At 68.5% G+C, this 23,895-nt stretch carries 20 protein-coding genes; 6 read left to right on the plus strand and 14 right to left on the minus strand.

All coding sequences use genetic code 11. The annotated features are described in order from the left end of the window. Positions 1-312: 312 nt before the first annotated feature. Genes WME97_RS37650 through WME97_RS37660 form a run of 3 tightly spaced genes read right to left on the minus strand, consistent with a single transcriptional unit; the run spans position 313 to position 2,920 of the window. Positions 313-1,248, minus strand: coding sequence for an MBL fold metallo-hydrolase (locus WME97_RS37650; protein ID WP_437544921.1), 936 nt, complete (start codon positions 1,246-1,248; stop codon positions 313-315). Beyond that, on the minus strand, positions 1,245-1,850 hold the full coding sequence (locus WME97_RS37655) for a hypothetical protein (protein ID WP_437544922.1): 606 nt from the start codon (positions 1,848-1,850) through the stop codon (positions 1,245-1,247). Before WME97_RS37655 ends, WME97_RS37650 begins: the two co-directional genes overlap by 4 nt. Next, positions 1,850-2,920, minus strand: a complete 1,071-nt coding sequence (locus WME97_RS37660; RefSeq protein WP_437544923.1) for an NAD-dependent epimerase/dehydratase family protein — start codon at positions 2,918-2,920, stop codon at positions 1,850-1,852. The genes WME97_RS37655 and WME97_RS37660 overlap by 1 nt, the downstream gene beginning before the upstream one ends. Before the next feature lie 288 nt (positions 2,921-3,208). On the opposite strand from WME97_RS37660, the gene WME97_RS37665 reads away from it, so the two are divergent. Continuing rightward, positions 3,209-3,757 carry a TetR/AcrR family transcriptional regulator gene (locus tag WME97_RS37665; RefSeq protein ID WP_437544924.1) on the plus strand — a complete coding sequence of 183 codons (549 nt, stop codon included), beginning with the start codon at positions 3,209-3,211 and terminating at the stop codon, positions 3,755-3,757. Positions 3,758-4,031: 274 nt separating this feature from the next. On the opposite strand, the gene WME97_RS37670 is transcribed toward WME97_RS37665, so the two are convergent. The 9 genes from WME97_RS37670 to WME97_RS37710 form a co-directional block, all read right to left on the minus strand. After that, entirely contained in the window at positions 4,032-5,342 is a 1,311-nt protein-coding gene (locus WME97_RS37670; protein ID WP_437544925.1) for a peptidylglycine alpha-amidating monooxygenase, read from the minus strand. Positions 5,343-5,880: 538 nt separating this feature from the next. After that, on the minus strand, positions 5,881-6,519 hold the full coding sequence (locus WME97_RS37675) for a DUF1294 domain-containing protein (RefSeq protein ID WP_437544926.1): 639 nt from the start codon (positions 6,517-6,519) through the stop codon (positions 5,881-5,883). Positions 6,520-6,977: 458 nt separating this feature from the next. After that, the gene (locus WME97_RS37680; protein ID WP_437544927.1) at positions 6,978-8,498 is read right to left on the minus strand and encodes a glycine betaine ABC transporter substrate-binding protein; all 1,521 of its coding nucleotides are present in this window, start codon (positions 8,496-8,498) and stop codon (positions 6,978-6,980) included. Continuing rightward, a complete protein-coding gene (locus tag WME97_RS37685) occupies positions 8,495-9,289 on the minus strand; it encodes an ATP-binding cassette domain-containing protein (RefSeq protein ID WP_437544928.1) in 795 nt (264 codons plus the stop codon). Before WME97_RS37685 ends, WME97_RS37680 begins: the two co-directional genes overlap by 4 nt. Beyond that, positions 9,286-10,575, minus strand: coding sequence for an SUMF1/EgtB/PvdO family nonheme iron enzyme (locus WME97_RS37690; RefSeq protein WP_437544929.1), 1,290 nt, complete (start codon positions 10,573-10,575; stop codon positions 9,286-9,288). Before WME97_RS37690 ends, WME97_RS37685 begins: the two co-directional genes overlap by 4 nt. After that, on the minus strand, positions 10,572-11,537 hold the full coding sequence (egtD, locus tag WME97_RS37695; protein ID WP_437544930.1) for an L-histidine N(alpha)-methyltransferase: 966 nt from the start codon (positions 11,535-11,537) through the stop codon (positions 10,572-10,574). The genes WME97_RS37690 and egtD overlap by 4 nt, the downstream gene beginning before the upstream one ends. A gap of 274 nt (positions 11,538-11,811) precedes the next feature. After that, positions 11,812-12,432, minus strand: coding sequence for a tetratricopeptide repeat protein (locus WME97_RS37700; protein WP_437544931.1), 621 nt, complete (start codon positions 12,430-12,432; stop codon positions 11,812-11,814). A gap of 349 nt (positions 12,433-12,781) precedes the next feature. Continuing rightward, positions 12,782-14,677, minus strand: a complete 1,896-nt coding sequence (locus WME97_RS37705; RefSeq protein WP_437544932.1) for a hypothetical protein — start codon at positions 14,675-14,677, stop codon at positions 12,782-12,784. 314 nt (positions 14,678-14,991) lie between these two features. Then, positions 14,992-16,083, minus strand: a complete 1,092-nt coding sequence (locus WME97_RS37710; RefSeq protein WP_437544933.1) for an MBL fold metallo-hydrolase — start codon at positions 16,081-16,083, stop codon at positions 14,992-14,994. Positions 16,084-16,289: 206 nt separating this feature from the next. On the opposite strand from WME97_RS37710, the gene WME97_RS37715 reads away from it, so the two are divergent. The 3 genes from WME97_RS37715 (at position 16,290) to WME97_RS37725 (ending at position 18,674) form a co-directional block, all read left to right on the plus strand. Continuing rightward, complete coding sequence (locus tag WME97_RS37715; protein WP_437544934.1) at positions 16,290-17,222, plus strand: AraC family transcriptional regulator; 933 nt, start codon at positions 16,290-16,292, stop codon at positions 17,220-17,222. Between the two features lie 364 nt (positions 17,223-17,586). After that, complete coding sequence (locus tag WME97_RS37720) at positions 17,587-18,207, plus strand: TetR/AcrR family transcriptional regulator (RefSeq protein ID WP_437544935.1); 621 nt, start codon at positions 17,587-17,589, stop codon at positions 18,205-18,207. Further along, a complete protein-coding gene (locus tag WME97_RS37725) occupies positions 18,204-18,674 on the plus strand; it encodes an SRPBCC family protein (protein ID WP_437544937.1) in 471 nt (156 codons plus the stop codon). The genes WME97_RS37720 and WME97_RS37725 overlap by 4 nt, the downstream gene beginning before the upstream one ends. A 66-nt stretch (positions 18,675-18,740) precedes the next feature. Here the strand turns inward: WME97_RS37725 and WME97_RS37730 are convergent, their stop codons facing one another. After that, positions 18,741-20,987 (minus strand): DUF3160 domain-containing protein, encoded by a 2,247-nt coding sequence (locus WME97_RS37730; RefSeq protein ID WP_437544938.1) that lies wholly within the window; start codon positions 20,985-20,987, stop codon positions 18,741-18,743. 486 nt (positions 20,988-21,473) lie between these two features. Here WME97_RS37730 and WME97_RS37735 point away from each other — a divergent pair, with 486 nt between their 5' ends. Continuing rightward, positions 21,474-21,794, plus strand: a complete 321-nt coding sequence (locus tag WME97_RS37735) for a hypothetical protein (RefSeq protein WP_437544939.1) — start codon at positions 21,474-21,476, stop codon at positions 21,792-21,794. Positions 21,795-21,856: 62 nt separating this feature from the next. Further along, positions 21,857-23,029 carry a hypothetical protein gene (locus WME97_RS37740; RefSeq protein ID WP_437544940.1) on the plus strand — a complete coding sequence of 391 codons (1,173 nt, stop codon included), beginning with the start codon at positions 21,857-21,859 and terminating at the stop codon, positions 23,027-23,029. Between the two features lie 164 nt (positions 23,030-23,193). Here the strand turns inward: WME97_RS37740 and WME97_RS37745 are convergent, their stop codons facing one another. After that, positions 23,194-23,802, minus strand: coding sequence for a hypothetical protein (locus WME97_RS37745; RefSeq protein ID WP_437544941.1), 609 nt, complete (start codon positions 23,800-23,802; stop codon positions 23,194-23,196). Between the last annotated feature and the right edge of the window lie 93 nt (positions 23,803-23,895).

Genomic DNA, 23,895 nt, shown 5'->3' on the forward strand with positions numbered 1-23,895 from the left:
GGCGGCGTCTCCGGCGCGGAGACGGATGCCACCCGTCTTTTCTTGGAGCCACGTCCACCAGGAGACGGGTGCCTCTCGTCTTTTTGTGAAGCAGTTGGGCCGGCTCAAATGTGCTGGTTACCGTGGGCAAGCCACCGACCGCCTTCCCCGGCTTCGAGTTGTTCCAGCGCCTCGCCAGGCACCAACGCCCGGACGGACACGTGTGCTCACGGCACGCCGATGCGCCCCCGTAGCCGCGCCGCGCGCTGACGATCCCGACGGCGGAGAGCATGCCGCCGTCGCGGATGCATCATCTATGCAGAGAATTCCAGGCTACTTGTCGCGAGGTACGATCCGCTCCAGAAGAACGCGCCGCTCTCCGATTTTCAGCTCGACGACTGCGTCCGAGGAGATGCCCAGCTGGTCCATGCTCGCGTGAAGCTCGTTCAAGCAGTCGCCCCTGACGTCGTCGGAGTTGATGAAGGTGTCGAAGTGGATCGGCATCATCCACCTGGCGCCAAGGATTCGGTAGGCGCGAAGCGCTTCGCCCGGATCCATGTGCGTCTTGCGCATGAAGTCGCGAGGAGCGATGGGGCAGATGGGGAGGATCGCGAGGTCGATTCGAGGGAACCTCCGGTGTGTCTCCTCGAAGTGGGTCGGGGAGTAAGCAGTATCGCCGCCGAAGTAGATCGTCCATCCGTTGTGTTCGAGCACGAATCCCGTCGCGCAGTCGTCGCACGAGGATTCGTCAAGACCGTATCGCCCGCCCGGATGCAGCAAGGGTACCGCCGTAATCTTCACTGCATCGAGGACGATGGATGACCAGGTGCCGAGGCCACGCTCCTGAAAAGGAAACCTCGGCAGGTAGTCCAGGATCCCAGGAGGCACAAGAAGGGTGCCCGTCCGCTCGCCGAGCGCGTCGAGCGACGAAAACGAGAGGTGGTCGAAGTGCGGGTGCGAAACAAGGGTCGCCGTTAGCTTCGGGACTTCATTCACTGGCATGCCCGGCTCGACGAGGCGCGGAGAGAGCATCCCGACGGTGTGTGAGAATACCGAATCGGTGAGAACATAGCGTTCGCCCATTCGTATGAGGACGGTCGCATGGCCCACCCAGAGCACCGAAACGCCCGCCGCCGATGTTTCGGGCAACGAGCGCACGGGCGCTGGCGATGAGGTGGCCGTCAACGCCGAGAGGTTTCGGGCTGTCGACGTAAAAGGGAAGCCGCAACCAAGCAGGAGGACGGCCGGCAGGGCGTGCAGCGACTTCAAAAGAACCTCAGCGCGAGGGTCACGATCACCTGGCGTCCCGCCAGTTCCGGCGAGAATGTGGCGCGCACTCCGCACGTTCCGAACAACGTCAACAAGGCCACGTCGAACGACGGGCGCACGTGGCCATCGTTCAGAAATGCCGCGGTGCCCACGGACAAGGCCAGCGCCTCGCCTCGATCGACGAGCGGCACGTTGATGCGCACGCCCAGTCGGCCGACCCATGCGCTGGTTTCAGGCGGCCCGGGTGCGTATTCGGTCGATCCCACGAGCTCGAATGAGCCCGTGAACCGAGCCGAAGGCGGGACGAAGAATGCGCGAACGCGCGTCCTCGGCTCGCGAAGTCCGAAGGAGTAGAGAAATGGACTGAGCTCCCACCGAAGGCCTCCGGACACTCTCCCGTCGCCGAAAGTGATTTCAGGACTGGGCACCAATTGCAGCAGCGGCCACAGAATCTCGGAAGCTGGAAGGACGCGCGGGGAAGACTGCTGCGCCGATGGCGTCTCGACCGCGCCGGCCGCTTGAGGATTCAAGATCGAGGCGATCACAAATGCCGCTGCGATCGCGATCGTGGGCTGGCGGACTCGAACCCGAGCGGTGAACATTAGCCCTTTTCCGTCCCGTCGACGATGTCCCCGTACGGCTTGCCGAGCCGTCTGAGCGCCGCGGCGTGCGTCGAGCCGTGTCGGACGAGCTTGTTCGACGCCGTTGCTCGCAATCGCGAAACGCCGACCTCGCGCGAAACCTCGGGCACGTAGCCCAGCTCGCGCTTCGCGAGCGCGTTCGAGAGCTCGAGGCGCTTGCCGATCAGCCGAACGGTCTCGAGGCTGAGAGGCGGTTGCTTGCCGGGTCTGAACAGCGCGAAGACGAGGCCCATCATCCGCGCCAGCAGGGCTCCGAACCAGTACGGGACGGCCCGCGCTTTGGCCGGTTGGCCCGTCGCCTCGATCACGTCCGTGAAGAACTGACGCATGCTCGTCACGTCGTCGTCGGTCACGAAGTAGGCCTTTCCGCCCAGGCCATGGTCCACGGCGCGGGCGACCGCGCTTGCGAGGTTGTCGACGTGGCAAACGCTGTAGGCATACTCGCCGCCACCGATCCACATGAAGCGTCCTTCGTGGAACGCGTGGGCGATGTGCCCGATCGACGGTGCGCCCTCGCCCCAGAGGAACGGAGGGCGGACGGCGAGGGTCGACATTTCGCTGCCGTTCGCCTCCAGCACGATTCTCTCCGCGAGGCCCTTGGTCGCGCTGTACGGCATCGACCGGTGATGCACGACGGGGAGCGTCTCGTCGCCGTGGGTAGGGCGGCCCGGCTCGACGACGATGGACGCCGCGCTGACGTAGATGAACCGCCGAGCCTTGGCCTGGCTCGCGCAGATCAGTACCCTTCGCGTGCCTTCCACGTTCGTCCGTTCGTGGTCGCGATAGCGTACGCCGCTGGTCAGCGATGCGGCGGCGTGCACGACGACGGTCGAACCGCGCATCCCCGCCGCGAGCGACCGCTCGTCGTCGAGATCGCCTCGGACCGGCTCGGCGCCGAGAGATGAAACGGTTCGGGCGCTCTCCTCGCTGCGCGCGAGCGCACGCACGCGGTGCCCCGCGGAGACCATTGCCCGAATGATGGCGGCGCCTACGAAGCCGCTACCTCCAGTGACGAAAATGAGTTCGGCCATCTCTGCACTCTTCCTGCCGGTGTCGGCCGGCGAGAGTTAATATATCACAGCTATACGCCGTGTATATAGCGACGCTATACTATTTGCTGAGAGCGCCGCGAAGAGGCTGTCGAGTGCACGTTTCCCACGCGGACGGAATAAAGGGACGCGCCCATCGTGCAGCGCCCTTGCCCGACGATGCGATCGAAGACCGGGCATTCGATCCACGATCGCCTGCTCGGACGCGACGGCGCTATGTCGGAGCTGAAAGCCGATGGGGCGCCAGGGTAGCTGTGCTACCCTCCATCGATGGCCGATGTGAAGAATACGCTGCTGGACGTCGCGTACCGGGTGCTCGAAGAGGAGGGAGCGTCCGCGCTCACGACACGGCGGGTCTGCGAGGAAGCGGGCGTCACGATGCCGACCCTCTACCATCACTTCGGCAACCGTGACGGGCTCCTGTCGGCGGTCCATGCCGTCGCGCTCGAGAAGTTCATGGCGAAGAAGCGTGCGCTCGCGCAGACGTCCGATCCCGTCGCGGACCTCCGCGCGAGCTGCGAGCAGGTGCTCGAATTTGTCGTCGCGCATCCAGCAGTTACGGCGGCCGTCATGGCGCGTGCGGTCGAGCTCCCTTCGATGTTCTCGCAGGCGTACGCGCTGATGCGGCACCGCATCGAGCGCTGCGCGAAGAGCGATGCGCTGCGTGTGCCGGTCGAACAGGCCGCGGAGCACGTCTGGGCCGTCATCCAAGGGCTCACGCTCTCGATCGTCGCGAGCCCGACGGGCACGTCGCCAAGTCGGCAGACAACCCTGGCGGCGCTCGACGCGCTCTTCCGCGAGCTCTTCGGAAAGGCCTAGAGAACCGATCCGTTTGATTTTGTGGTAATCCCGAGCGCTTCGATGGAAGCGCTCGACGGTCTCGCCGGGCCCTGATCTCGTCCGCATCCGGAGGTGCACGGATGGAACGATGGTTGCCGCCGGTGGAGCTGTCGCGGCAGGAACAGGCGCTCATGAAGCGGTTGACCCGGGTGCGAGCCCTGTTCGGCTTTCTCCCGGGCCATTCCTCGCCATCCGGCCGTTTGGACGAGCTCAGTAGGGTACAGCTATACCCGCGCGTCTTGCACGAGCTGGTCTATCTTGTCGTCACACAGGACACGTCTTCCGTCGGAGAAGTCAAGTCCTCCACCTTTGACTCTAGCTCTTGAGCCGGATAGTACATCACAAAATTATAACACATCTCATCCTGCGTCCGGTCCCCGAATTCCACGACACGGTTGCCCGGGTTGTCCCACGCGCAACGCGTCCTCACGGTGTCGCCGCCTCGAAGGATGGTATCGTTATCGTACCAGATCTGGTTGTCGAAGTTCCACGGATCGGCGAGCCCCAGGTTGCTCGGCTCGCTGCCGTCCGTGGGCACCGTGTTGCTCGACAGGTGCTTGCCGAGGGTGTGCATGTGCGGCATGACACCGATCACCGAAATCGCCCCCATATCCTGCGGGAACTGGTAATCGCAGCTCACGTCGAGCGAGCCGTGAGGCGGGATGTTGATGTCTTCTGTGCCGAACATGAAGATGCCGGCGTCGTTGGGGCGGAGCTCCGTCGTCGTGCAGACGTCGAAGCCGGTGCTGTCTTGCTGCCCGTCGAGGCCCTTGATGTTGCTGTAGTGCACCTGGATTGTGAAGTGTGCCGTGCCTTCCAGCGGGAAGCCCGCCTCCAGCGGCAGCTCCGTGGCCTTGCCGCCGGGCGCCCAGACGGCCAAAAGAGGCCCCATGATGTCGCCCCCATCGCACGGCGTGGGCGTCGAGGGAGACGCCTCATCCGCCTTGAAGAGCAGGATATGGTGTACAATGGTGCTGTTGTCGATGCGGGGCGCGACCCCGACGAGGTGTCGTTTCTGGCCGATCTCTACATCGACCCCATAACACATATACTGGTCCTGGACGTCCTTCGGCATGACGTAAGGCGCGGACGGCGCTAGCAGGACATCCGGTGTGCAGCTCAGGGTCGGAGGGTTGATGGTTCCGCCGCCGCCCGGGTCGACGCACGTGTCTTTACCGGCCGGCATGCCGGCGGCGATCCATTGATCGAAGATCGCGAGCTCCGCGGCGGTCAGGGGCTCGGTTGGGGGCGGAGGCATGGGGCGCGCGGTGTCGCGGGCGCGTGCGGCGACGAGCTCGTAGACCTTCTTGTTGGGATCGCTCACCGCGGGCGCGACCAGATCGCTCCGGTCGACCAGCGGGAACGGCGCGCCGAACTTCGGGGACGCCCCGTGACAGGTCTGGCACTTCGTGGAGAGGATCTTGTCGACGTCGCACGGCAGCGCTTCCGCGTTGCCGTTCTCCGGACCGGAGCCGCTGCTGCCCTTCTCGGCGTCGCTGCACGCGACGACCACGAGAGCGGATAGGAAGGACAGCGCCGAGAACAAATAACGACTACGATTCATGCGAGCTCCTCGGGCAAAAGTGCGACCTGAATCGGCGTTCGAGGGGATCGAGCGCTGATCTGCAGCTTTTCGGAAGGGCGGTCGAAGACCGAGATCTTGAAAAACGCCGTCGAATCGGGTGGAAGAAGCACGCGCGCCGCGAGCTCCCGAGAACAGCGGGAGACTTGGCGCGAGAGAGCACCGGCGACCCAGGTCTACGGACGGGCCGGTGACCCGGCGTCGGTGCTACTTCGGTGAGTGCCCGCCCGCTCTGAGAATGTTCAACGGTGCGCTCACGCGGAAGGTATCGAGGCGCTCGCGCGCCAGGAGGCGCGGTGCCGTCTGGTCAAAGCTCGGCTGCGGACCAGGGTCGCGCGCGGGGATCCATCTACGGGGCGCGCCCGAGCCCGCTACTGAGGCTCAGCGGCGTGCTCGGGCCGAACGCGCCGTGGCGCGCCGCCGTCGTGGTGTACGGCCGCGGAGGGCAGGCTTATCGAAGCGGTCGTCGTCATAGGGCAGCGCCATGGATGGGGGTAGCGCTCATGGGAGTCTCGGGGAGTCAATGAGGGGCAGGGGCATCCCGGTCGGCGGCCAGCAGTGCCGTGATCCGGTCGATCCCCGCACGGACGCCGGCGCCATGGTCGGAGGCCAGGTAGCCGAGGCCGGCGACGTTCAGCGCCAGCGTCAGCCAGAACACGACGCGGAAGGAGCGCTTGCTGGATTTGTGGCGCAGCAACTGCTGCGCATACAGCGCGCCTGGCCAACCGCCGGCCAGCGCCAGCAGGTGCAGGGTCTGCTCCGGCGTGCGCCAGGCGCCGCGCTCGGCGGCGCGCTTGTCCTTGTAATAGACCAGCAGCGTCACCAGGCTGGCGCCGAGATAGAGCCAGGGCAGCACACGCGGCACCCGCCCCAGGGCGGCCAGCGCTGTCACCAGCGCGAGGAAGGGCAGCGCCACCAGCAGGGCGCGGCTCGCCGGGCCCAGGCTGGCGCCGGCGCCGGCCAGTTCGACGTCCTCGGCGCGGACGCGGCCCTGCGCGTCGCGAGCCGCACGGTAGCGGACCGTGGCGCCCACCGCGGGGCGCTGGCCGCGCGGCAGCGACTTGATGTGCACAAAGGCCTCGGGGCCGCCGTCGGCCGGCGCGATAAAGCCAAAGCCCTTGTCGTCCAGCCAGCGGACGATTTTTCCGGTGTTGCGCATGGGGTCTCCTCGAAGTACGGGCGCCGGGTCGGCTCGGTGCGACGGGGCCGTCAGCGGCCCCACCGGGGTCACCGGATGGGGCCGTGATCCGTGCACCATCATAACGCGGCCAGCGGGGGCGGCGGCACATCAAGCGGAAGCACGTCGCGGTGTTCCCAGGCGTTTCAGGCGTGGAAGACCTGCCTCATCGCATAAGGCCTGTTCTGTCAATGAGCTCGTAGAGTCGGACTGCACGAGTCAGGAACGGCTCCGAGAATCTTGGCTTTGCGGAACGCGTTTGCGTGTCCTATCCGCCCCGAGCTTCATCTGCTTGGCGCATCCGCGCCAACCCACGACGTCGATACCCTTCGACAGGGGCCGACGGTCTTGGAACGCGCGTTCCACGTCAAGGCCGGTCGCGCCGCGCCAGACGTGCGAGCCCCAACGGCCAGCCCGCGGGGGGCCCAGCGCAGAAGAATTCAGCGCCGCAATTCATCGAGGAAACGGGCGGCCACCGCGGCCGGCGAGCCCTTCTTCTCGTCCACGGCCGCGTTCATCTGGCGCATCTTCTCCGCGTCGATCGTCCCCGACAGCCCGCGCAGCGCCTCCAGCACCTCCGGGCGGGTGCGCGCGAGCCGATCGCTCACCAGCACGAGCGCGTCGTACGGCGGGATGGCCCGGCGATCGTCCTCCAGCAGCACCAGATCGTCGGCGAGGATCCGCCCGTCGGTCGAGAAGGCGGTGATCACGTCCACCTGCTCCGCCCGCAGCGCCTCGTAGAGCAGCGATGGATCCATGCTCCGCGCCTCGCGGAACGCGAGGCCGTACACGCGCTCGATGGCGCGCCACTCCGGCCGCTGGAAGATCTCGTAGTCGCCCCCCACCCGCAGCGATCGCGCGCGCGCCCCGAGATCGCTGATGCGCCGGATCCCCAGCCGCTCGGCCTCGGGCCGCCGCATGGCGAGCGCGTAGGTGTTCTCGAACCCGAGCGCGGCGGCCACGTGGACGTTGTACCGATCGGGCAGCTCCCTCTCCACCGTGGCCAGTACCGACGCGCGGTCCGCGCTCTCCGTGCTCCGTCTCAGGACGTTCGCCCAGAGGGTGCCCGAGTAGTCGACGTAGACGTCGATCTCGCCGCTCTTCAGCGCGTCGAACACCACCGTCGATCCGAGCGATCCCAGCGTCCGCGCCGGTACACCGGCGACGCGCTCGATCCTCCCGGCGACGATGCCGGCGAGGATGTACTGCTCGGTGAAGGTCTTGGCGCCGACGGTGATGGACTCCTGATCGCGCGCGAGGAGGGCGCGCACGACCGGGGTGGCCGCGAAGACCGCGAGCCCGGCGAAGCCGCCGAGACACAGCAGCACGAGGCGCCGGCTGTGGCGCGTGACGCCGGCGAGCAGGCCACGCACCAGGCCGTCCAGCACCAGCGCGAGCCCGGCCGAGGCCACACAGCCGATCAGCACGGCCGTGGTGTTGCGCGTCTGCAGCCCGCTGAAGATGTAGTCACCAAGGCTCGGCGCCCCGACCGGCGTGGAGAGCGTGGCGGTGCCCACCGTCAGCACCGCCGCCGTGCGCACGCCGGCCACGATCACCGGGAGCGCCAGCGGCAGCTCGACGCGGCGGAGCTGCTCGCGGGGCGTCATCCCCACGCCGCGCGCGGCCTCGATCACCGCCGGATCGAGGCCCGAGAGGCCGGCCGCCGTGTTCCTGAGGACCGGCAAGAGGCTGTAGAGGAAGAGGCCGATCAGCGCCGGCAGGTAACCGATGCTGCGCGCGCCCAGGGCCGCGAGCACGGGCACCATGAAGGCCAGGAGCGCCAGGCTCGGGATGGTCTGGACGACGCTCGCCACGCCCAGCACCGGCCCCTCCAGGCGGCGCGATCGCGTGACCAGCACGCCCAGCGGGACGCTCACGGCCACGCCCAGCGCCAGGGCGACCAGCGTGAGCCCGAGGTGGGCGGCGAGGTAGCGCGGCAGGAGGGCGAGCTGCTCCTTCACGAAGCGTCGCCTCCCGCGATCGTTCGCGCGGGCGCGCCCGCGATCAGCGACTCGACGGCGCGCGCCTGCTCGAGCGGGCCGCGCACCAGATCGGCCACGTAGTCGTCGGCCGGCGCGCGCACCAGCTCGCGGCCGGGCGCGAGCTGCAGGAGGCGCCCGCCGCGCATGACGCCCACGCGATCGCCGAGGAGCAGCGCCTCGACGACGTCGTGCGTGACGAAGATCGCCGAGAACCCCAGGCTCCGGCGCACCCGCGCGAACGATCGCTGGAGGCGCTCGCGCGTGATCGGATCGAGCGCGCCGAACGGCTCGTCGAGCAGCAGCACGCCCGGCTCGGCCGCCAGCGCCCGCGCCACGGCCACGCGCTGCGCCTGGCCGCCGGAGAGCGCGTCGGGCCGCCGATCGCGGACCTCGGCTGGATCCAGCTCGACAAGCTCCAGCAGCGTGTCCACCCGACCACGGATGCGCCTCGCGTCCCAGCCGAGGAGCGCCGGCGTGATGCCCACGTTCTCGGCGACCGTCAGGTGCGGGAAGAGCCCGAGCCGCTGGAACACGTAGCCGATGCGGCGCCGGAGCGCGTGCGGCGGCACGGTGGTCACGTCCTCGCCCTCGACGCGGATGCGACCCGAGCTCGGCTCGATGAGCCGGTTCGTCATCTTCAGCGTCGTCGTCTTCCCCGATCCCGACCCGCCCAGCAGGACCACCAGCTCGCCCGGCTCGACGCGCAGGGAGACGCTGTCGACAGCGGTGATTCCATCGTAGCGCTTGGTCACCTGATCGAGCTCGATCATCGCCGCCGAGAGCGTGGCTCCTCGCGTACGACCCGGAAGCTCGAAAAGACATAGGGATAGTCCCGGCGATACCAGTTGCGGAAGCTCGGCCGGAGGAACCCCTCGTCGGTCGCCCACGAGGCGCCGAAGACGACGTCATGCTCCCCGTCGAAGAAATCCGCCGAGTACCCGGGGTACGTGCGGGCGTACGCGACGAAGCCGGGCAAGGGCGCGAAGGGCGTGGACGTCCACTCCCAGCCATTGCCCACCAGCTCCTCGACGCCGAACGCGCTGGCGCCGTCCGGGTGGCTGCCCGTCGGCACCGGCGACCATCCGCGAAAGCCGAAGTGGCCATGACGCGGCTCGCCCGGCGCGTGCCCCCACGGACGCGCGCGCACACCGCCGCTCGGCTCGCCGAACGCGGCGCGGCGCAGCTCGGCCTCGGTCGCCAGGCGCCCACCGCGCCAGGCTGCATAGGCGCGCGCCTGCTCGCCCGAGACCTGCGCCGGCCAGCCCGACGCGACCTCGAAGGAGACCGGCCCGAAGATCGTCTTCACCGCCAGCCCGCCTCCGAGGCGCACGAACGTACGGGGCGTGAGCGCGGCCCGCGCGCCGTCTTCCATCACCTTGAGGAAGGCCAGGTAATCGACGTTCCGCACCGGCAACGAGTCGATGGTGAAGCCCGGGACATCGATCTCCGCGCGCCCGAACTCGTTGTCCCAGCCGAACGGGATCGCCTCGAAGTCCGCGCCGATCACCACGCGGCCCGCCGGGACGCGCCGGGGCTCGGCCGCGCGCCCCCCGCCGCCCACGAACGCGGGCGCGCCGTCGGGGCGCCGCGCGGCGCCGTGCTCCTGGAGCATGTACATCAGGGTCTCGTGGTGCATCCGCTCGTGCTCGATCACGAGCTGGAGGATCCGCCCGCGCGCGCCGAGCACGTCCTCGGCGCGCGCCAGCACGTCGGGGATGCGCGCCAGCACGGCGCGGCGGACCTCGTCGCGGTACGCGATCACCTCGGCGATCGCCGGCCACGCGTCCCTCGACGCGGCGCGGGCGCCGTCCTCGTCGGCCGGATCGATCCCGCGCTCGAACAGCACCTCGAAATCGCTCCGCATGGGCCCGAGCCCGAGGACGCCTCGGCCGATCTGGTTCCACGCGAAGGCCGGGAGGTGCCCCAGGTAGAACGAGAAGGGGTGTCGCAGCGCGATGGGCCGACGCCCCATCGACGCCTCCGGGACGAGCGCGAACAGATCGTCGCTGCGGCGCCACGCGGCGGCGAGGAGCGCCTCGAACGAGGCCTCCGTCACGCGTCGTTCCGCCGGAGCAGGGCCAGCGCGAAGAGCTGGTCGGGATCGGTGTGCCACGAAGACATCACGAGCCCTCCGGCCCGGGCCGAGGCCTGGAGCGAGTCGCGCGTGAACTTGCAGCTCACCTCGGTGCGGATCTCGGCGCCGCGCTCGAGATCGAGCCGCAGATCGAGCGCCGGGATCTGCACGCGCATCCGCCGCGTGGCCACGAGGCGCATCTCGATCCACGCCCGCGCCGCGTCGTAGAAGGCGCGGTGCGCGAACGCGTCGGGCGCGAAATTCGCCCCGAAGCGCCGGTTGATCACGCGGAGCGCGTTGCGGTTGAAGGCCGCCGTCACGCCCTCCGGATCGTCGTACGCGGCCTCCAGCCGGGCCGTGTCCTTGACCAGATCGGCGCCGACGAGGAGCGCGTCCGACGGCTCCATGAGGCGCGCGATCTCGCGGAAGAAGGCGCGCCGCTCGTCGGGGTAGAGGTTGCCGATGGTGCCCGCAAGGAAGACCACGAGGCGCCCCCCGCCCCGGCCGAGCCGCGGCAGGTCGGTGGTGAAATCACCGATCACGCCGCGGAACGTGTACTCCGGGTAGTCGGTGCGGAGGCGGCTGATCGACGTCTCCAGGAAGAGCCCGTTCACGTCCAGCATCGTGCACGTCTCGCCGCCGCCCACCCACCGCCAGGCGTCGAGCAGGATGCGGATCTTGCGGCCCGCGCCGCTGCCTAGCTCGACGAGGCGCCGCGGCCGGACGGCGCGCAGGATGTCCCCGGCGCGCTGCTCGAGGATGCCGACTTCCGTGCGCGTCGGGTAGTAGACCCCGAGGTGGGTGATCTGCTCGAACAGCTCGCTCCCGAGATCGTCGTAGAAGTAGACGGGCGGGATCTCGGGCAGCGATCGTGTGAGGCTCTCGCGCAACCGAGCGCGCTCATCGGGTGAAGGGTACGCGTCCTCCGCGAATGTAGAGCTCAACAGGACCTCCTTGAGAAAGCGCTGGGCAGCGCGTCCATTGGGAAGAGAGCGACGGACGTCAAGCATGGATCCCCGGCGTGCCGCCGTGGGCGATGCTCGGTGAAACCCGGGCAGCGCGGGCGTACTCAAGGGGTGTGCAGAAAACGGGGGCCGGGCAGGTAGAGCCAGCAGGGTACAGCCAAACGGTAGGATGCCTTCCGCTTGGTGCTACGTCGCGGTAATCCCAGGCGTTTCAGGCGTGGAAAACCTGCCTGATCGCGTAAGGCCCGTTCTGTCAATGATCTCGAACAGTCGGACTGCGGAACTCACCGTCCGCAGTGAGCCGCTTGAAGCGCTCGTCAAAGAGCACGGCGTCGGCCCAACTGGGCGCAACAGCGAGGGCTTGCCTAAGATCGGCAATAGCCTCAGCGCGCTGGCCCAGCAGAGCGCACACTGCGGCGCGGTTATACCATGGGCTCGCGAAATGGCGTGCCAATATCGAGTGCTCTGGAGGCGCCTGCACGCTGCATCCGATGGCCGCGCCATAAGCGTTGATCGCGTCATCGTGACGACTGAGGTCGATCAGCACGGTGCCCAGGATTTCGCATGATCGCGGTTCATCCGGGGCGGCGGCAACGAGGCGGTTAGCCGACGCCAGTGCTTCGTCGAGTCGACCCACATCGCGGAGCGCTACGGTGCGCTTGCGGAGAAGATCCACCAGCGTCCAGTCTGCTCTCAGATAGCGGTGATCGAGGGCGCGGACGCAGTGATCCACCGTCAGCGTGTCCCTGACATCAAGGAGCGTGAGCGCGCGGTCGAAAGCCTCGACTATTTCACCCGCTGGATCGAGAAGGACGGTGGGAGTCTCCTCGAGCGTCGAGGCTTCGAGCAGGGCTGTCCCGAGGAGGAACCACAAGATGGGCGAGCGTGGCTCGATCGCGACCGAGCGTCGCAGCGCCTCGACGGTGCCCGCATAATCACCCGCGTCCCTGGCAAGCGCGGCGCGCTGGAAGAGGAGCGCTGCTTCGAAGCGCAGAAATCGAATACCCGTAGGGTACAGCGATACGGCAGGATGCCTTCCGCTTGGTGCTACGTCGCGGCCATCCCAGGCGTTTCAGACATGGAAGACTCCGCGAGGGGGGCGAGGCGGGGCGCGGGGAGTCGGGGGAGCCTCACGCATGAACGGGTGACACCTGGGTGATCGGGAAGCGGGCAAGCCGTGCTGCTCGCGAAATCCGCCGCGGTTGAGGCACCGTGAAGCCGCGTCAGCGCGGAGTCCGCCGCGCGCGCCGGCAGCGGGTCGCGGCGGCCAGCGCAAGGAGCGCGGCGCCCGCGATCGACGCGCTGGCGCGCCCGCTCTGCCCGGGCGTCGCGCAACCGCAGCCGCCGTCCGAGCCCGCGTCCCCGGAGTCGCCCGGGGGCGCCGCGCCCGCGCCCCCCTCGCCCGCGCTGCCCGCCTCGCCGCCCGTGCCCGAGGACACACCCTCGCCGCCGCCCTCGCCGGAGGACACGCCCCCGCCGCCCCCGCCGCCCTCGCCGGTCTCTCCCTCGAAGCGGACGGTCGCGAAGTTGCCGTAGCTCTCGCCGAGCGGCGGCTCGCCCTGGCAGGAGACGAACTCGTAGCCCCATGTTGGGTGGAGCGAGAACGCGCTCCCCAGCGGCGGGCCCACCACCTCGAGCTCGAGGACGACCGTGCGCTGCTCGCCCGGCGCGAGGTCCCCCGCGTCGACGCCCGCCATCAGATCGCCCGCCGCGACCGGCGCGCCCTGCGCGTCGCCCGCGACCCCGTCGGTCGTGAAGCTCTGGAGCGCGAGCCCACCCTGGAGCGGAACCTTGAAACGCACGTTCGTCGCCGCGGCCTGCCCCTGGTTGTCGAGCGTCACGGTCACGGTGAGCGCGTCACCGACCTCGACGACATCCGCGCTCGTGCGGAGCGACGAGGCCCCGCCGGTGAAGTTCGGCGCGTTGACGTCGATCTGGAACGCGGCGAGCGCCGGCATGAACGAGTCGCCCGTCGTGATCGTCCGTATCACCGCCGACCGCTGCCCCGCGAGGAGCTGCCCGCCCGCCGAGCTCACGGGCACCGTGGTGACGTCCCACCCCTGGCGCCCGCCGGAGACGTTGACCCCGGCGATCGCGTCCTGGTTCGCGCTGCCGAACGTGCCCCGCGTGTCGAGCTTGCCGTCCGCGTCGTTGAGCTGCGAGCAGAAGAAGTTGTCGGCGGGGTTGTTGCCGCCCGACAGGCTCACGAACACGTCGGCCGCCGTCGGCGCGAGCAGGAGCTGATCGCCGGTGTGGGTCGCGTCCCCCGCGATCGCGCCGATCGCGACCTTCCCCTCGATCGGCCCCGAGGGCGGCGCGCAGAAGCCGCTCACCACGTAGTCCTGCTGGGTGTCCTCATCGACGAACGATCCGCCGACGAGCACCGACAGCTTGCGCACGGGCTGCGTACCGTCGCGGTACGCCACGACGAGCGTCCACCCGGCGGCGTTCAGCGCGTTGTTCGTCTCGTTTTGCGTGCCCGGCACGCCGCGCACCTCGTACGCCCCGGCGCCGTGGGCCTGCACGAACGCGGTCACGTTCGCCGACCGCAGGTAGTAGTTCACGAAGAACCCGCTCGCGCTCACCCCGGCGAGCGTCACCGAAGTCGCCTCGTCCGGCGACGCGGCCATCGACGCGCCGCCCGTGCTCAGCGTCACGGGGGTGCCCAGGAACGCGGTCACATCGTCGCCGTAGTTGTAGCTGCCGCCCCAGATGAGCTCCGCGTAGAGAACGTCGAGCTCGTCCGGCAGGACCAGCTCCGCCGCCGACCCGTTCTGCCTCCAGTCCGCCGTGGTCCCCGCGGGCCACGGGTTCGCGGCGTTCGGCGGCGTGTCGTCGACGCTGCCGTCGAGCGAGAGGAACGTCCCGATCGAGCTCTCCGCGCCAGGTCCGTTCGCACCGAGTTGCTTGCTGAGCCCCAGCGTGTTCCCGGTGGCGACGATGCCGCCCGGCGCCGTCGTCGTGAAGCGGAGCTGGGTCGCCGAGGCGGGCTGGGCGTGCCCGAGGCCCAGGGCGGCGAGCGCGGCGAGGGCCGGCGTGCGGGGGCGCAGGCGACGCATCGTTGCCTTCGTCTCCAGCAGCCGCGCGGCCCACCGATCCCATCGCGCTCGATTCGTCATGGCTCCTGCCGCCCTGGATCGGGCCCACCGCGCAGAGGCCACGCCCTCCGCGCTCCGGGTGTGCTGCCGGCCCCGCGTCCGCGCGCAGGATACCCGCGCGACGCCGGGCGCTCCAGGGCGTCCACGCGAAGGGACGGCCGTCCTTCCTGGTGCGAGAGCTCAGCGGGCGGCGACCTCCCGCTCGTGGATAGCGCGCACCTTCTCCAGCACCCTCGGACCCTGCTCCCGGAACGGGTCGTCACCGAGGGAGAGGGGGCCATGCGCGTTATCCATCCGCGGGGGTGAGCCCGTCCGCGCGTCCTCGCGGCGTCGCGCTACTTCCTCTTCGCGTCGTCGACGTAGGGAGCGGGCACCCAGCGGTAGGACGCTCCGTCTCTCCGGACGTGGCCCAGCCCGGGAAAGGGGGCGTGGGCGTGCGCGACGAGGTAGCCCTTGTCGGCCGCCTCGGCGAGCGCCTTCTTGCGCGTCTCTACAGCCATCGGCGCGTTCACGTCGAAGGCCACCGCCACCGAGGGATCGTCGAACTGAACGGCCATGATGTGAACGAGGTCGCCCCACAGGAGGAGCCTCTGGCCGCCGCTCTCGAGAGCGTACAGCGTGTGGCCGGGCGTGTGGCCGTACGCCGGCTCCGCGCGGAACCCCGGAAAGAACTCGGCCGCTCCGGTGAACGGCTTCACTTGACCGGCGTCGAGGTACGGCTGCAACGTGGCTTGCGCCGCGGCGAAGAACTGGGCTTGCATCCCCGTGGACTTCGCGGCGAGCGCCTTGTCCATCCAGTAGTCGAGATCCTTCTGGTTCAGGTGGACGGTGGCGTTCGGGAAGGCCCTCTTCCCGCCGATCACGAGCCCGCCGGAGTGATCCGGGTGAACGTGCGTGAGGAAGACGTCGGTAACGCTCTCGGCGCTCACGCCCATCGCAGCGAGCGACGCAGGGAGCTTCCCGGTCGTGGGGCCCATGAGCTCTGCGCACCCGGTGTCGACGAGGATCGTCCTGCCGTTCCTGTGGATCAGGAAGGTGTTGAAGGACACGTCGATCGGCGACCTCTGGAAGGATTGCGCGAGGAGCTTGTCGACCTCACCCGGCTTGGCGTTGAGGACGAGGCCATTCGAGATATCCAGGCCGAACGTGCCGTCGGAGAGCACGGTCACGTCGATGTCGCCCACGCGCGTGTGATAGAAGCCCGCCTGACGCCTCTCGCCGCCGGCCGGAATCGGCGCGCTGGCGGCCGGAGACGGCGCCGGTGCCGCCGGCGTCGCGGCGGGCTGCTCCGGAGCCGCCGGGCTCGTCGGAGCGCTGCTGCTCGGCGGGGCCGGGGCGGCGCACGCGGCGGGGAGGGTGAGAGCGCCTCCGAGCAGCAGGAGTGAGGCCGCGATGGATGCGATTCGCCGCGTGGAAATCATCCGCATGATCGTTCTTCTCTCCGGGCTCTCTTCGGTCGTCGGCGGCGCGCGAGCGCCGCTTGCCGCCCTTCGGCGGGACGGCGGCCCGTGTTCGCCGCCCGTTCACCGTTGCACTGTACGTCCAGGCATGTAGACTTTCTATGCCTTAAACATCAGAAAAATAAACCGGTCGTCCAGATGGGGCGCCTGATGGGCGCCGGAGGAGCGAGGCGATGGACGCCCTCAGCCGACTCTTTCATTCACTGCACGTCGAGAGCGCCCTGTGCACGCGCTTCGAGGCGTCGGCGCCGTGGGGACACCGCGTCGCGCACCGCGGCCCCATCAAGTTCGTGCTCATCGTCGCGGGATCGTGCTGGCTGCGAACGCGCGCGCTCCCGGAGCCGAGGCTGCTCGGCGCGCACGATCTCTTCCTCGTTCTGGATGGCGAACCCTACGTGCTGTCCGATTCGCTGGACTCCGCGACCGTGGACTGCACCGATCTCGAGGATCGCCGAGACGGCTATCTGATCCGCTACGGAGGCGGAGGCGCGCGCTCCACGCTGGTGAGCGTGGCCTTCGACGTCGATCCGACGGAGGGCGAGCCTCTGCTCGTCGCGCTCCCGCGCTTCATTCACCTGCGCATCGATCAGAACCGGAGCCACGGCCTCCAGTCGCTCATCGAGCTGTTGCGCCTCGAGGTCTGCTCGTCGGAGATCGGATCGATCCCGATCATCCGCCGCCTCGCCGAGGCGCTCTTCATCTCGGCGGTCCGGGCCTACCTCCAGACCGGCGAGGGGCCGAGGAGGGGCGTCCTCGCGGCGATCGCGGACACGCAGCTCGCGCGCCCGCTCGGCGACATGCACGAGGACCTCGCGCGCGGCTGGACGATCGACGACCTCGCGCGCAGCGCGCGGATGTCTCGCTCCGCTTTCGCGGAGAGGTTCAGGAGCACGGTGGGCCAGACGCCGCTCGAGTATCTGACGCGGATCCGGATGGACCGCGCGCGCGGGCTCCTGCGGGAGGGAGTCCCCATCACCGAGGTTGCCCACCGCGTCGGCTACGACTCGGCCATCTCGTTCACGCGCGCCTTCCGGCGCGTGACCGGCGGCACCCCGGGGGCGTACCAGCGCGGGCCCGAAAGCAGAGTAGAGCGACAAACGGGTTGAAACCACGAGAAAGAGCGGGAATTTCACAGGGAGGTGGGGAGGCGGGGAGCGAGAGACGGCAAGAGACAAAACTCATTTTCTCTTCCTCCCCGCCTCCCCGCCTCCCTGTGAAAATCTTCCGGGTTTCAACGTGATCGGTGTTCGATCTCCGGCGCACCTCCGCAATCCAGAATCTTGAGGCGCTCCACCGGTTGGAGAGCGGAGGCCGCATGAGTGCCGAGGATCAATGACGGTTCAACCTATTCCGCGCTCTAGCGGCAGAGCGCCCCGAGTCCTTCGCGGTCGCCCGCGCGCGCTGTAACGCCGGCACGCCGGCACGCCCGTCGAACTTGACACAGTGTAAACTATGCCCCATGTTGACACCATGTCAAGCAAGGACGGGGAAACCCGTGCTGTGATCCTCGAGGCCGCGCGCCGGCTGGTGACCGAGCCGGGGCGTCGCGGCGTCTCGATGGCGGAGATCGCGTCGGCGGCCGGGGTGTCGCGCCAGGCGGTCTATCTGCACTTCGAGACCAGGACCCAGCTCCTGGTCGCGCTGGTGCGTCACGTCGACGAGGTGCACGGGTTCGCCGACCTGGTCAGAAAGTGCGAGCGCGCCCCCGACGCGCGCGCGATCCTCTCCGAGTTCATCGGCGCGTGGGCGGGCTACGTCGCCCACATCACCGACGTGGCGCGGGCCATGCGGGCGGCACGGGCCACGGACGAGGACGCGGAGCTCGCGTGGCGCGACCGCATGCGCGGTTTCACGGGCGTCTGCGCGGGCTTCGTGGCGCGGCTTCAGGCCGAAGGCGCGCTGGCCGAGGAATGGTCGGCGTCGGATGCGGCGGACTTCCTGGCCACCCTCCTGTCGATCGGGAACTGGCAGGAGCTCATCGAGGAGCGGAGCTGGTCCCGGCCGCGCTACGTCCGCGCGATGCGTCGGATCGTGGAGCAGAGCCTGCTCAGGCCGATGGAGACCAAGACGGCACCGAGGAGGCGCTCGTGAGCGGCGCGCAGCCGGAGCTCTTGGCGCAGGGCTCGGTGGAGATCGGCCGGCCCCTGCACGAAACGTTCGCGTACGTGTCCAACATGGAGAACTTCCCGGCTTGGTTCCCGGGCGTCGCAGCCATGCGCGAGCTCGACACGCTGGAGCACGGGCAGGTCGGCAAGCGCTACCAGGAGACCGTGCGCATGCCCTTCGGGCGCACCGGCACGATCGACATCGAGGTGAAGGAGGCTCGGGTCGGGGAGCGTCTGGTGACCGAAGGTAAGGGCTTCCTCCTGCCCCGCATGAGCGTGGACTTCGCGGCGCTCTCCGACGACGGGACGCGCGTCGCGTGGCGCATGGTCAGCCGCAATCAGCGGTGGTGGTTTCGCTGGCTCGTGCTCCCGCTCCTGCGCCGCGTGATGCGCGGCCGAGCGCGCGACGGACTGCGCAAGCTCCGCGAGAACCTGGAGCGCGACCGGTCGTGAAGGGTGCCGGCGTTCGAGCGCACCTCGGCGCAGCCCTGCGCGCCGAGGCCTTTGCCGCGCCGGTCTCTACTCCGCCAGCACCGGCGCCATCCACGGCACATCGGCCGGCGGATCCTGATACAGCTTCCGAGCCCATTCCTGGTCGGTGAGTCGGGTCAAGCCCTCTGCCAGGTGCTCGTGGTAGGCGAACACCGCGCCCGCGTACGCGCGAGGCCCCTGACAGGTATCGACCGTCATGACCATCATGCGTGGATTGCCCGTGCCCACGTGCAACACCGACGGAGATCGCGAGACCGGCAGGTCGCCTCCGATGTCCGTGTGCACATCGGCGATGGTCGGGTCGCTCTTCAAGCCGTGGACGGGATCGAAGAACAGATCCTTGTACCAGCCCGTTTGCCAGGGGTCACCGCTGCCACCGCCCTCGATGTGAATTGCCTGCTTGATGAAGGTCAGATGCTCCTCCGAGTGCGGCATGCCCGTCCGCTGCGCTTCCGCCATTTCACTCAAGGTGGTCGCGATGCGCGACAGGGTGCCGAAGTAGGCGCTCACATGCTCCCCCAACGCGTTGTTCCCGTTCAAGCTGAAGTCGAGGGTATCGACCAAGGCCTGGCCCTGGCCGGCGAATTTGGCGATCCTCTGAAACAGCTCGGGGTAGGGCTCGACGTACGCATCCGGAAAGTCGCAGCCCTGGCTGCCGGTATACGACTGCTTGGCATACAAGATCGTGTCGTGCCTGAGCTGCGCCCACGATCCGAGCTGAGTGTTCAGCAAACGGCGCCCCCACGCCTCGCTGCGCGCCACGCTGGGTAGCCCCTCCGCGGCTGGCCCCAGGGTCGTGGCGTTCGCCGAGAGCGTCTGCAGCGCCCCGAGCCAGGACGTGTACAGGCTGCCTTCCCAGTACGATGGAGGGTGGGCGTCGGCGATGACGCGAACGGCCGCCAGATCGCCGGCGTAGTTCCATTCTTCGAGCTCACGCGCGAGCAGGCTCACCGCGTGATCGTTCTTCAGGGCGGCGAACGCGGCGTCGAGCGGGTTCGGGACCACGCGCATCGCGGTCCGGTCGTACACCACGTTGGAGAACACGTGGCTGTCGATCACGTAGCGCTGCCCGAAGAACGCGAAGCTCGCGTTGAGCGGGAACGTGGAATCGCCGCCGTTCTTTCGCATGATGTGACTCGCGATGCGCTGCTCGCCGTAGCGCCCGTCGATGATCGCCTGAGCGATCGTCGAGTCATCGATGGCAGCAAGCCCCCTCGTATCGGACACCCCCAGGCCTTTCAACAGCTCGTCCAGCTCGGGCACGATCATGTAGTCGTGCTCACCCACGAACGCGGTGACGGTTCGATCGATGCCCGACCAGTCTTCCAGCGCCGCGGCATCCATCAAGTCACGCAACGCCAGCGCCGCCTCGAGCTGACGGCGCCAGAAGACGCGCGAGCCATCGGGCATGGTTTCGATGAGCCGAAAGTCGATGCGTCCCATCCACATCATGGCGCGGAAATAGCGCTCGAGCGCCACCGTGTCCGTGTAGTGGCCCCGGGGCTTGAACTGCGAGAAGTCGAAGCGGCGCGAAACGCCGAAGATGGACTTTATCTGTTCTCCGTCGGCCGCTTCGGCGTGAGTCAGGAAGGACGCGACGTCGGCTTTGCTGGCGCCCGCCACGGGTTCGCTCGGCGCTCCCATCAGCAGGCTGCGCGCGACGGTCAGGTAGAAGTCCGCGTCGGCTGCCGCCTGCTGCGAGAGCCCGGAATCTCCGGACGCCAGGCGAGCACGCATCGTGTCGAGCAAGCGGGTGACACGCGGGATCAAGACGGCTTGTTCCAGGGCCTGCAAGATGTCGTCGTACGAACGGTGCATGGCCTCGAGCACCATGTCGCCGCTCACGAAGACCGGCAAATCGTGCACGTAGATGGCAGCGTAGGCGTAGGGAAAGCTGGGATAGGCAAGTCGACTGGAAACCACGAAGCCGTTCGCGGCCAGGACCTTGAGCTCCGCGTCATTCAGGCCCAGCTCCGATCGCTGGATCAGATCGAGGTTCTGAACGTCCGTGAGACCGTAGCCCAGATCGTTCGAAAACGAGACCGCGTAGGCCTCCTGGAGGGATGCCGCGTCGTGTTGTTTGGCGGTGGCCACCTGGGCTTCGACTTCGGTCGCGGCGACCGAGTCGAGCTCGAGCTGCACCTGGGTTCCGACCTCTTCGGGACGCTCGTCGCCGGGACCTGCGGGGCCCGACCCGCCCGGTGCGGTGGAACCAGAACACGCCGCCAGCAAGCCGACGCTGACCAGGGTGGAGAGAATTCGTTGGGTGTGCACGGGTTTCCTACTCCTTTGGCGGCACGGGGGCTGGTGTGCCGGTGTGCCGGTGTGCCGGTGTGCCGGTGTGCCAAACCCGGATCGTCGTGCCGCGGCCCCAGGCCGAAAGGCGCTCGAATTGCGGGTTTCATCCACTCCATGTGTGCCAATGCCACAGACATAGCAACCGGCGTGCCAGCCATCCCAGCCGACAAGCGGCTTCCGGGCGTCTTGCTGGCCACTGCAGTGCCGCGGGTGTGGGTGTTGTACGGCGCCAACGGTTACACGGGAACGCTCGCCGCGGAGCTCGCCCAGGCGCGGAGCCTCGCTCCGGTCCTTGCTGGGCGTGGAGAGCTCGGCGGCGTGGTCCTTCCGTCGTTGGCGCGAGGGGGGAGGCGCGCTCGGCGGGGTCGGGCTTGCAGGCTCGGCCTTGCTCGCCTTATCGTCCTTGACACAGGTTGACGAAGCCGTCGTAATTGCGTCGTGCTGACCATCCGGCGCGAGCAAATGAAGCTCCTGGCCCGGCGCTCGGACGCCGAGCTCATGCCGCGCCTGCTCGAACGCGTGCGGGTGATGTATCCGGAACAGGTCTGGAGCACGAACGACGAGACGCTGATTGAGCGCCTGAAGGCGCAGCTCCAGCGGGCGGCGGGCCACGGGCTTCACCTCGAGGCCCACGTGACCAGCTATGTGGATCTGTGCTTCGAGCTCGGCGACACGTTCGAGGAACAGCCGGAGTACGCGGCGCTCGTCGCCACGCTCCGCGCCCCGAATGTGACCTGCGAGGCCAAGGCGCGGGCCATCGCGGACGAGCTGGTGATCGGGTAAGCGATGCGACGACGCCCGATCGCGGCTGCGTGGGCAAGTGTCGCTGCGGTTCGGGTGCGCGCGTGCCGTTGAGCGTGGCGGTGTTGTTGCGGGCAGCCGCGCGCTGCCAGCGGCGCATCGACCGGATCGACCAGGAGCTCGTCCGTCTCGACCACACGACGGCCCCGCCCGGCAACACCGACTGGCCCACCGAGCGCCAGCACATCCGCCGTGTGCTCAACAAGGTGCGAAAGAGCCAGAACGAGCGGCGCACCCTGCTCCTGCGCCTGATCAAGGTCGAGCAAGCTCAAATCGCGCCCCAGTACGCGGACCGGGCCTGGCTGTATCGCCGCAAGTTGCTCGTGGGCTTGGCCAGAAATCACGCCCGCTCGAAGCCCATGCAAGGCCGGGCACGCGACCTTGTCGACATCGTCCGCACCTGCGTGGTCGAGCACCGAGAGGCTCTGTTCGGCCAATGGATGATCGCCAACCTCCGCGAGCTCAACACCGCGCGACGTCTGGGCCAGGATCGACGCTTCATCTACGCCAACGAATGGGATCGCGGTGTCTATCGCTTCCCGGAGCGGTCGTGGATGGCGGACGCGCCTGTCAACGACGGCCACCCCGCCCACTCCACCACCATGAACTTCGCCAACACCGAGGACTTCAGCGCGTCCGCCGCCCTCGAGGATCTGTTCACCTGGGACGCCCATCCCATCGCCATCGAGTGCATGAGCGCGCTGCACATCTGCTTCTTGCGCGCCTTCATGAAGACGGTCGGCACGGCGGCGCTCGACGGGGTCACCGAGGACATCGTGCAGGTCGCGCCGGGAGACGAGGGCAGCGTGAGCAAGCTGCGGGTGGCGCTGGCCGTGGACTCCGTCGACCAGCTGCGCCCCGGCGATTGGGTGTATTTCTACAATCATCCGGACTACGTCAAGCGCCACCACGACAGCTCGTTCGCCACCTGGCAGGGTGCCAATGCCGTCTATCTCGGCAACGTCAACGGCGAGCCGCGCTTCACCACGTTCGATTCGCAAGACCCGGCGTGGACCGAAGCCGAGTTCGTGACGTTCCTTCTGAAGGAATACAACCGCAAACCGGACGGCCCGAACAGGGGCCAGCTGGCGAACAGGTTCCCCCAGCTGGGTTCGTCCGACGACATCCCCGGTCTGCGTTGCCCGAATCCCGCGCAGCAGGGCCGGATCAGCCCGGTCTATCGCATCGACGTCAAAGAGCTGGCGCGCTGGCGCTGAGGCGACGTCGAGCTACCCAGGGAGCTTGGCAGCATTCGTAGCCGTTCGGTAACATCTGGCGCAGGAGGGGGAGCCCTGAGCTCGGCCACATGCGGCGACAATCCACGAGCAAGACCCGTCAGGTTCATCGCCTTGCTGGGTTGTTGGGCCGCATCCGTCAACCGTCAGGAGAGCACGTCGGCCGCGGTCTTCGCCCCGAGGACGTTATCGAGCCAGCGGTCGAGGGTAGCGATGTCCGTGCATGCCTGGATGCGCGCACTTTCGCGCTCGGTGAGCATGATCCCGGCCCGCGCAAGCAGCCGCGGAAGCGTGTCCCTCTTGCCCTTGAGCTCGCCCTCACGTAGGCCCCTGAGCTCGCTGCGAGCCATGAGCTCCCGCACGAACGGAAACCTCGCCTCGTCTTCGATCTGCCGTTCCATGACCAGCGCCTCCAGAGCCCGCCGCATGGGCTCACGCAACCCGCTCCAGATGACCTGAAAATAGACCATCGCGTGCTCCTGGTCGAGCCGGCCAAGCGCAACGAGCGCGGCCTTGAGCACGGTGAGCCCGTTCGGCCCATTGCCGTGCGCCACCGCCGACAGCACGGCCAGCTCGGCGTCCTTCTCCGCCTCGGCTGGGTCGGTGATCTCGGGGACGACCGCCGGACCGAGCACCAGCGGCTCGACGTGGCCGAGGCCCAGGCCGAGGTCGATATTCTCCGCCGACCAGGCGGCCACGCCGGCGTCCGGTGCGATCACGAGGACGACCGTGCCACAACGCTTCTTGGCGCGCACGACCGTGACATACGTCGGCCACGAGAGCTTCTGGTGGCGGCGCCATGGCGGAAAGTAGCAGTCGCCCCCATCAGAGCTCACGGCACCTCCGCG

The sequence above is a fragment of the Sorangium sp. So ce367 genome, from assembly GCF_051520455.1.
GTDB lineage: Bacteria > Myxococcota_A > Polyangia > Polyangiales > Polyangiaceae > Sorangium > Sorangium cellulosum_B.

Excerpts from the sequence above, each read along its gene's own strand:
- WME97_RS37670 (WP_437544925.1), bottom strand. The coding sequence starts at position 5,342 with ATGAATCGTAGTCGTTATTTGTTCTCGGCGCTGTCCTTCCTATCCGCT.
- WME97_RS37675 (WP_437544926.1), bottom strand. The coding sequence starts at position 6,519 with ATGCGCAACACCGGAAAAATCGTCCGCTGGCTGGACGACAAGGGCTTT.
- WME97_RS37665 (WP_437544924.1), top strand. The coding sequence starts at position 3,209 with ATGGCCGATGTGAAGAATACGCTGCTGGACGTCGCGTACCGGGTGCTC.
- WME97_RS37715 (WP_437544934.1), top strand. The coding sequence starts at position 16,290 with ATGGACGCCCTCAGCCGACTCTTTCATTCACTGCACGTCGAGAGCGCC.
- WME97_RS37660 (WP_437544923.1), bottom strand. The coding sequence starts at position 2,920 with ATGGCCGAACTCATTTTCGTCACTGGAGGTAGCGGCTTCGTAGGCGCC.
- WME97_RS37655 (WP_437544922.1), bottom strand. The coding sequence starts at position 1,850 with ATGTTCACCGCTCGGGTTCGAGTCCGCCAGCCCACGATCGCGATCGCA.
- WME97_RS37710 (WP_437544933.1), bottom strand. The coding sequence starts at position 16,083 with ATGCGGATGATTTCCACGCGGCGAATCGCATCCATCGCGGCCTCACTC.
- WME97_RS37720 (WP_437544935.1), top strand. The coding sequence starts at position 17,587 with ATGTCAAGCAAGGACGGGGAAACCCGTGCTGTGATCCTCGAGGCCGCG.
- WME97_RS37705 (WP_437544932.1), bottom strand. The coding sequence starts at position 14,677 with ATGACGAATCGAGCGCGATGGGATCGGTGGGCCGCGCGGCTGCTGGAG.
- WME97_RS37735 (WP_437544939.1), top strand. The coding sequence starts at position 21,474 with ATGAAGCTCCTGGCCCGGCGCTCGGACGCCGAGCTCATGCCGCGCCTG.
- WME97_RS37685 (WP_437544928.1), bottom strand. The coding sequence starts at position 9,289 with ATGATCGAGCTCGATCAGGTGACCAAGCGCTACGATGGAATCACCGCT.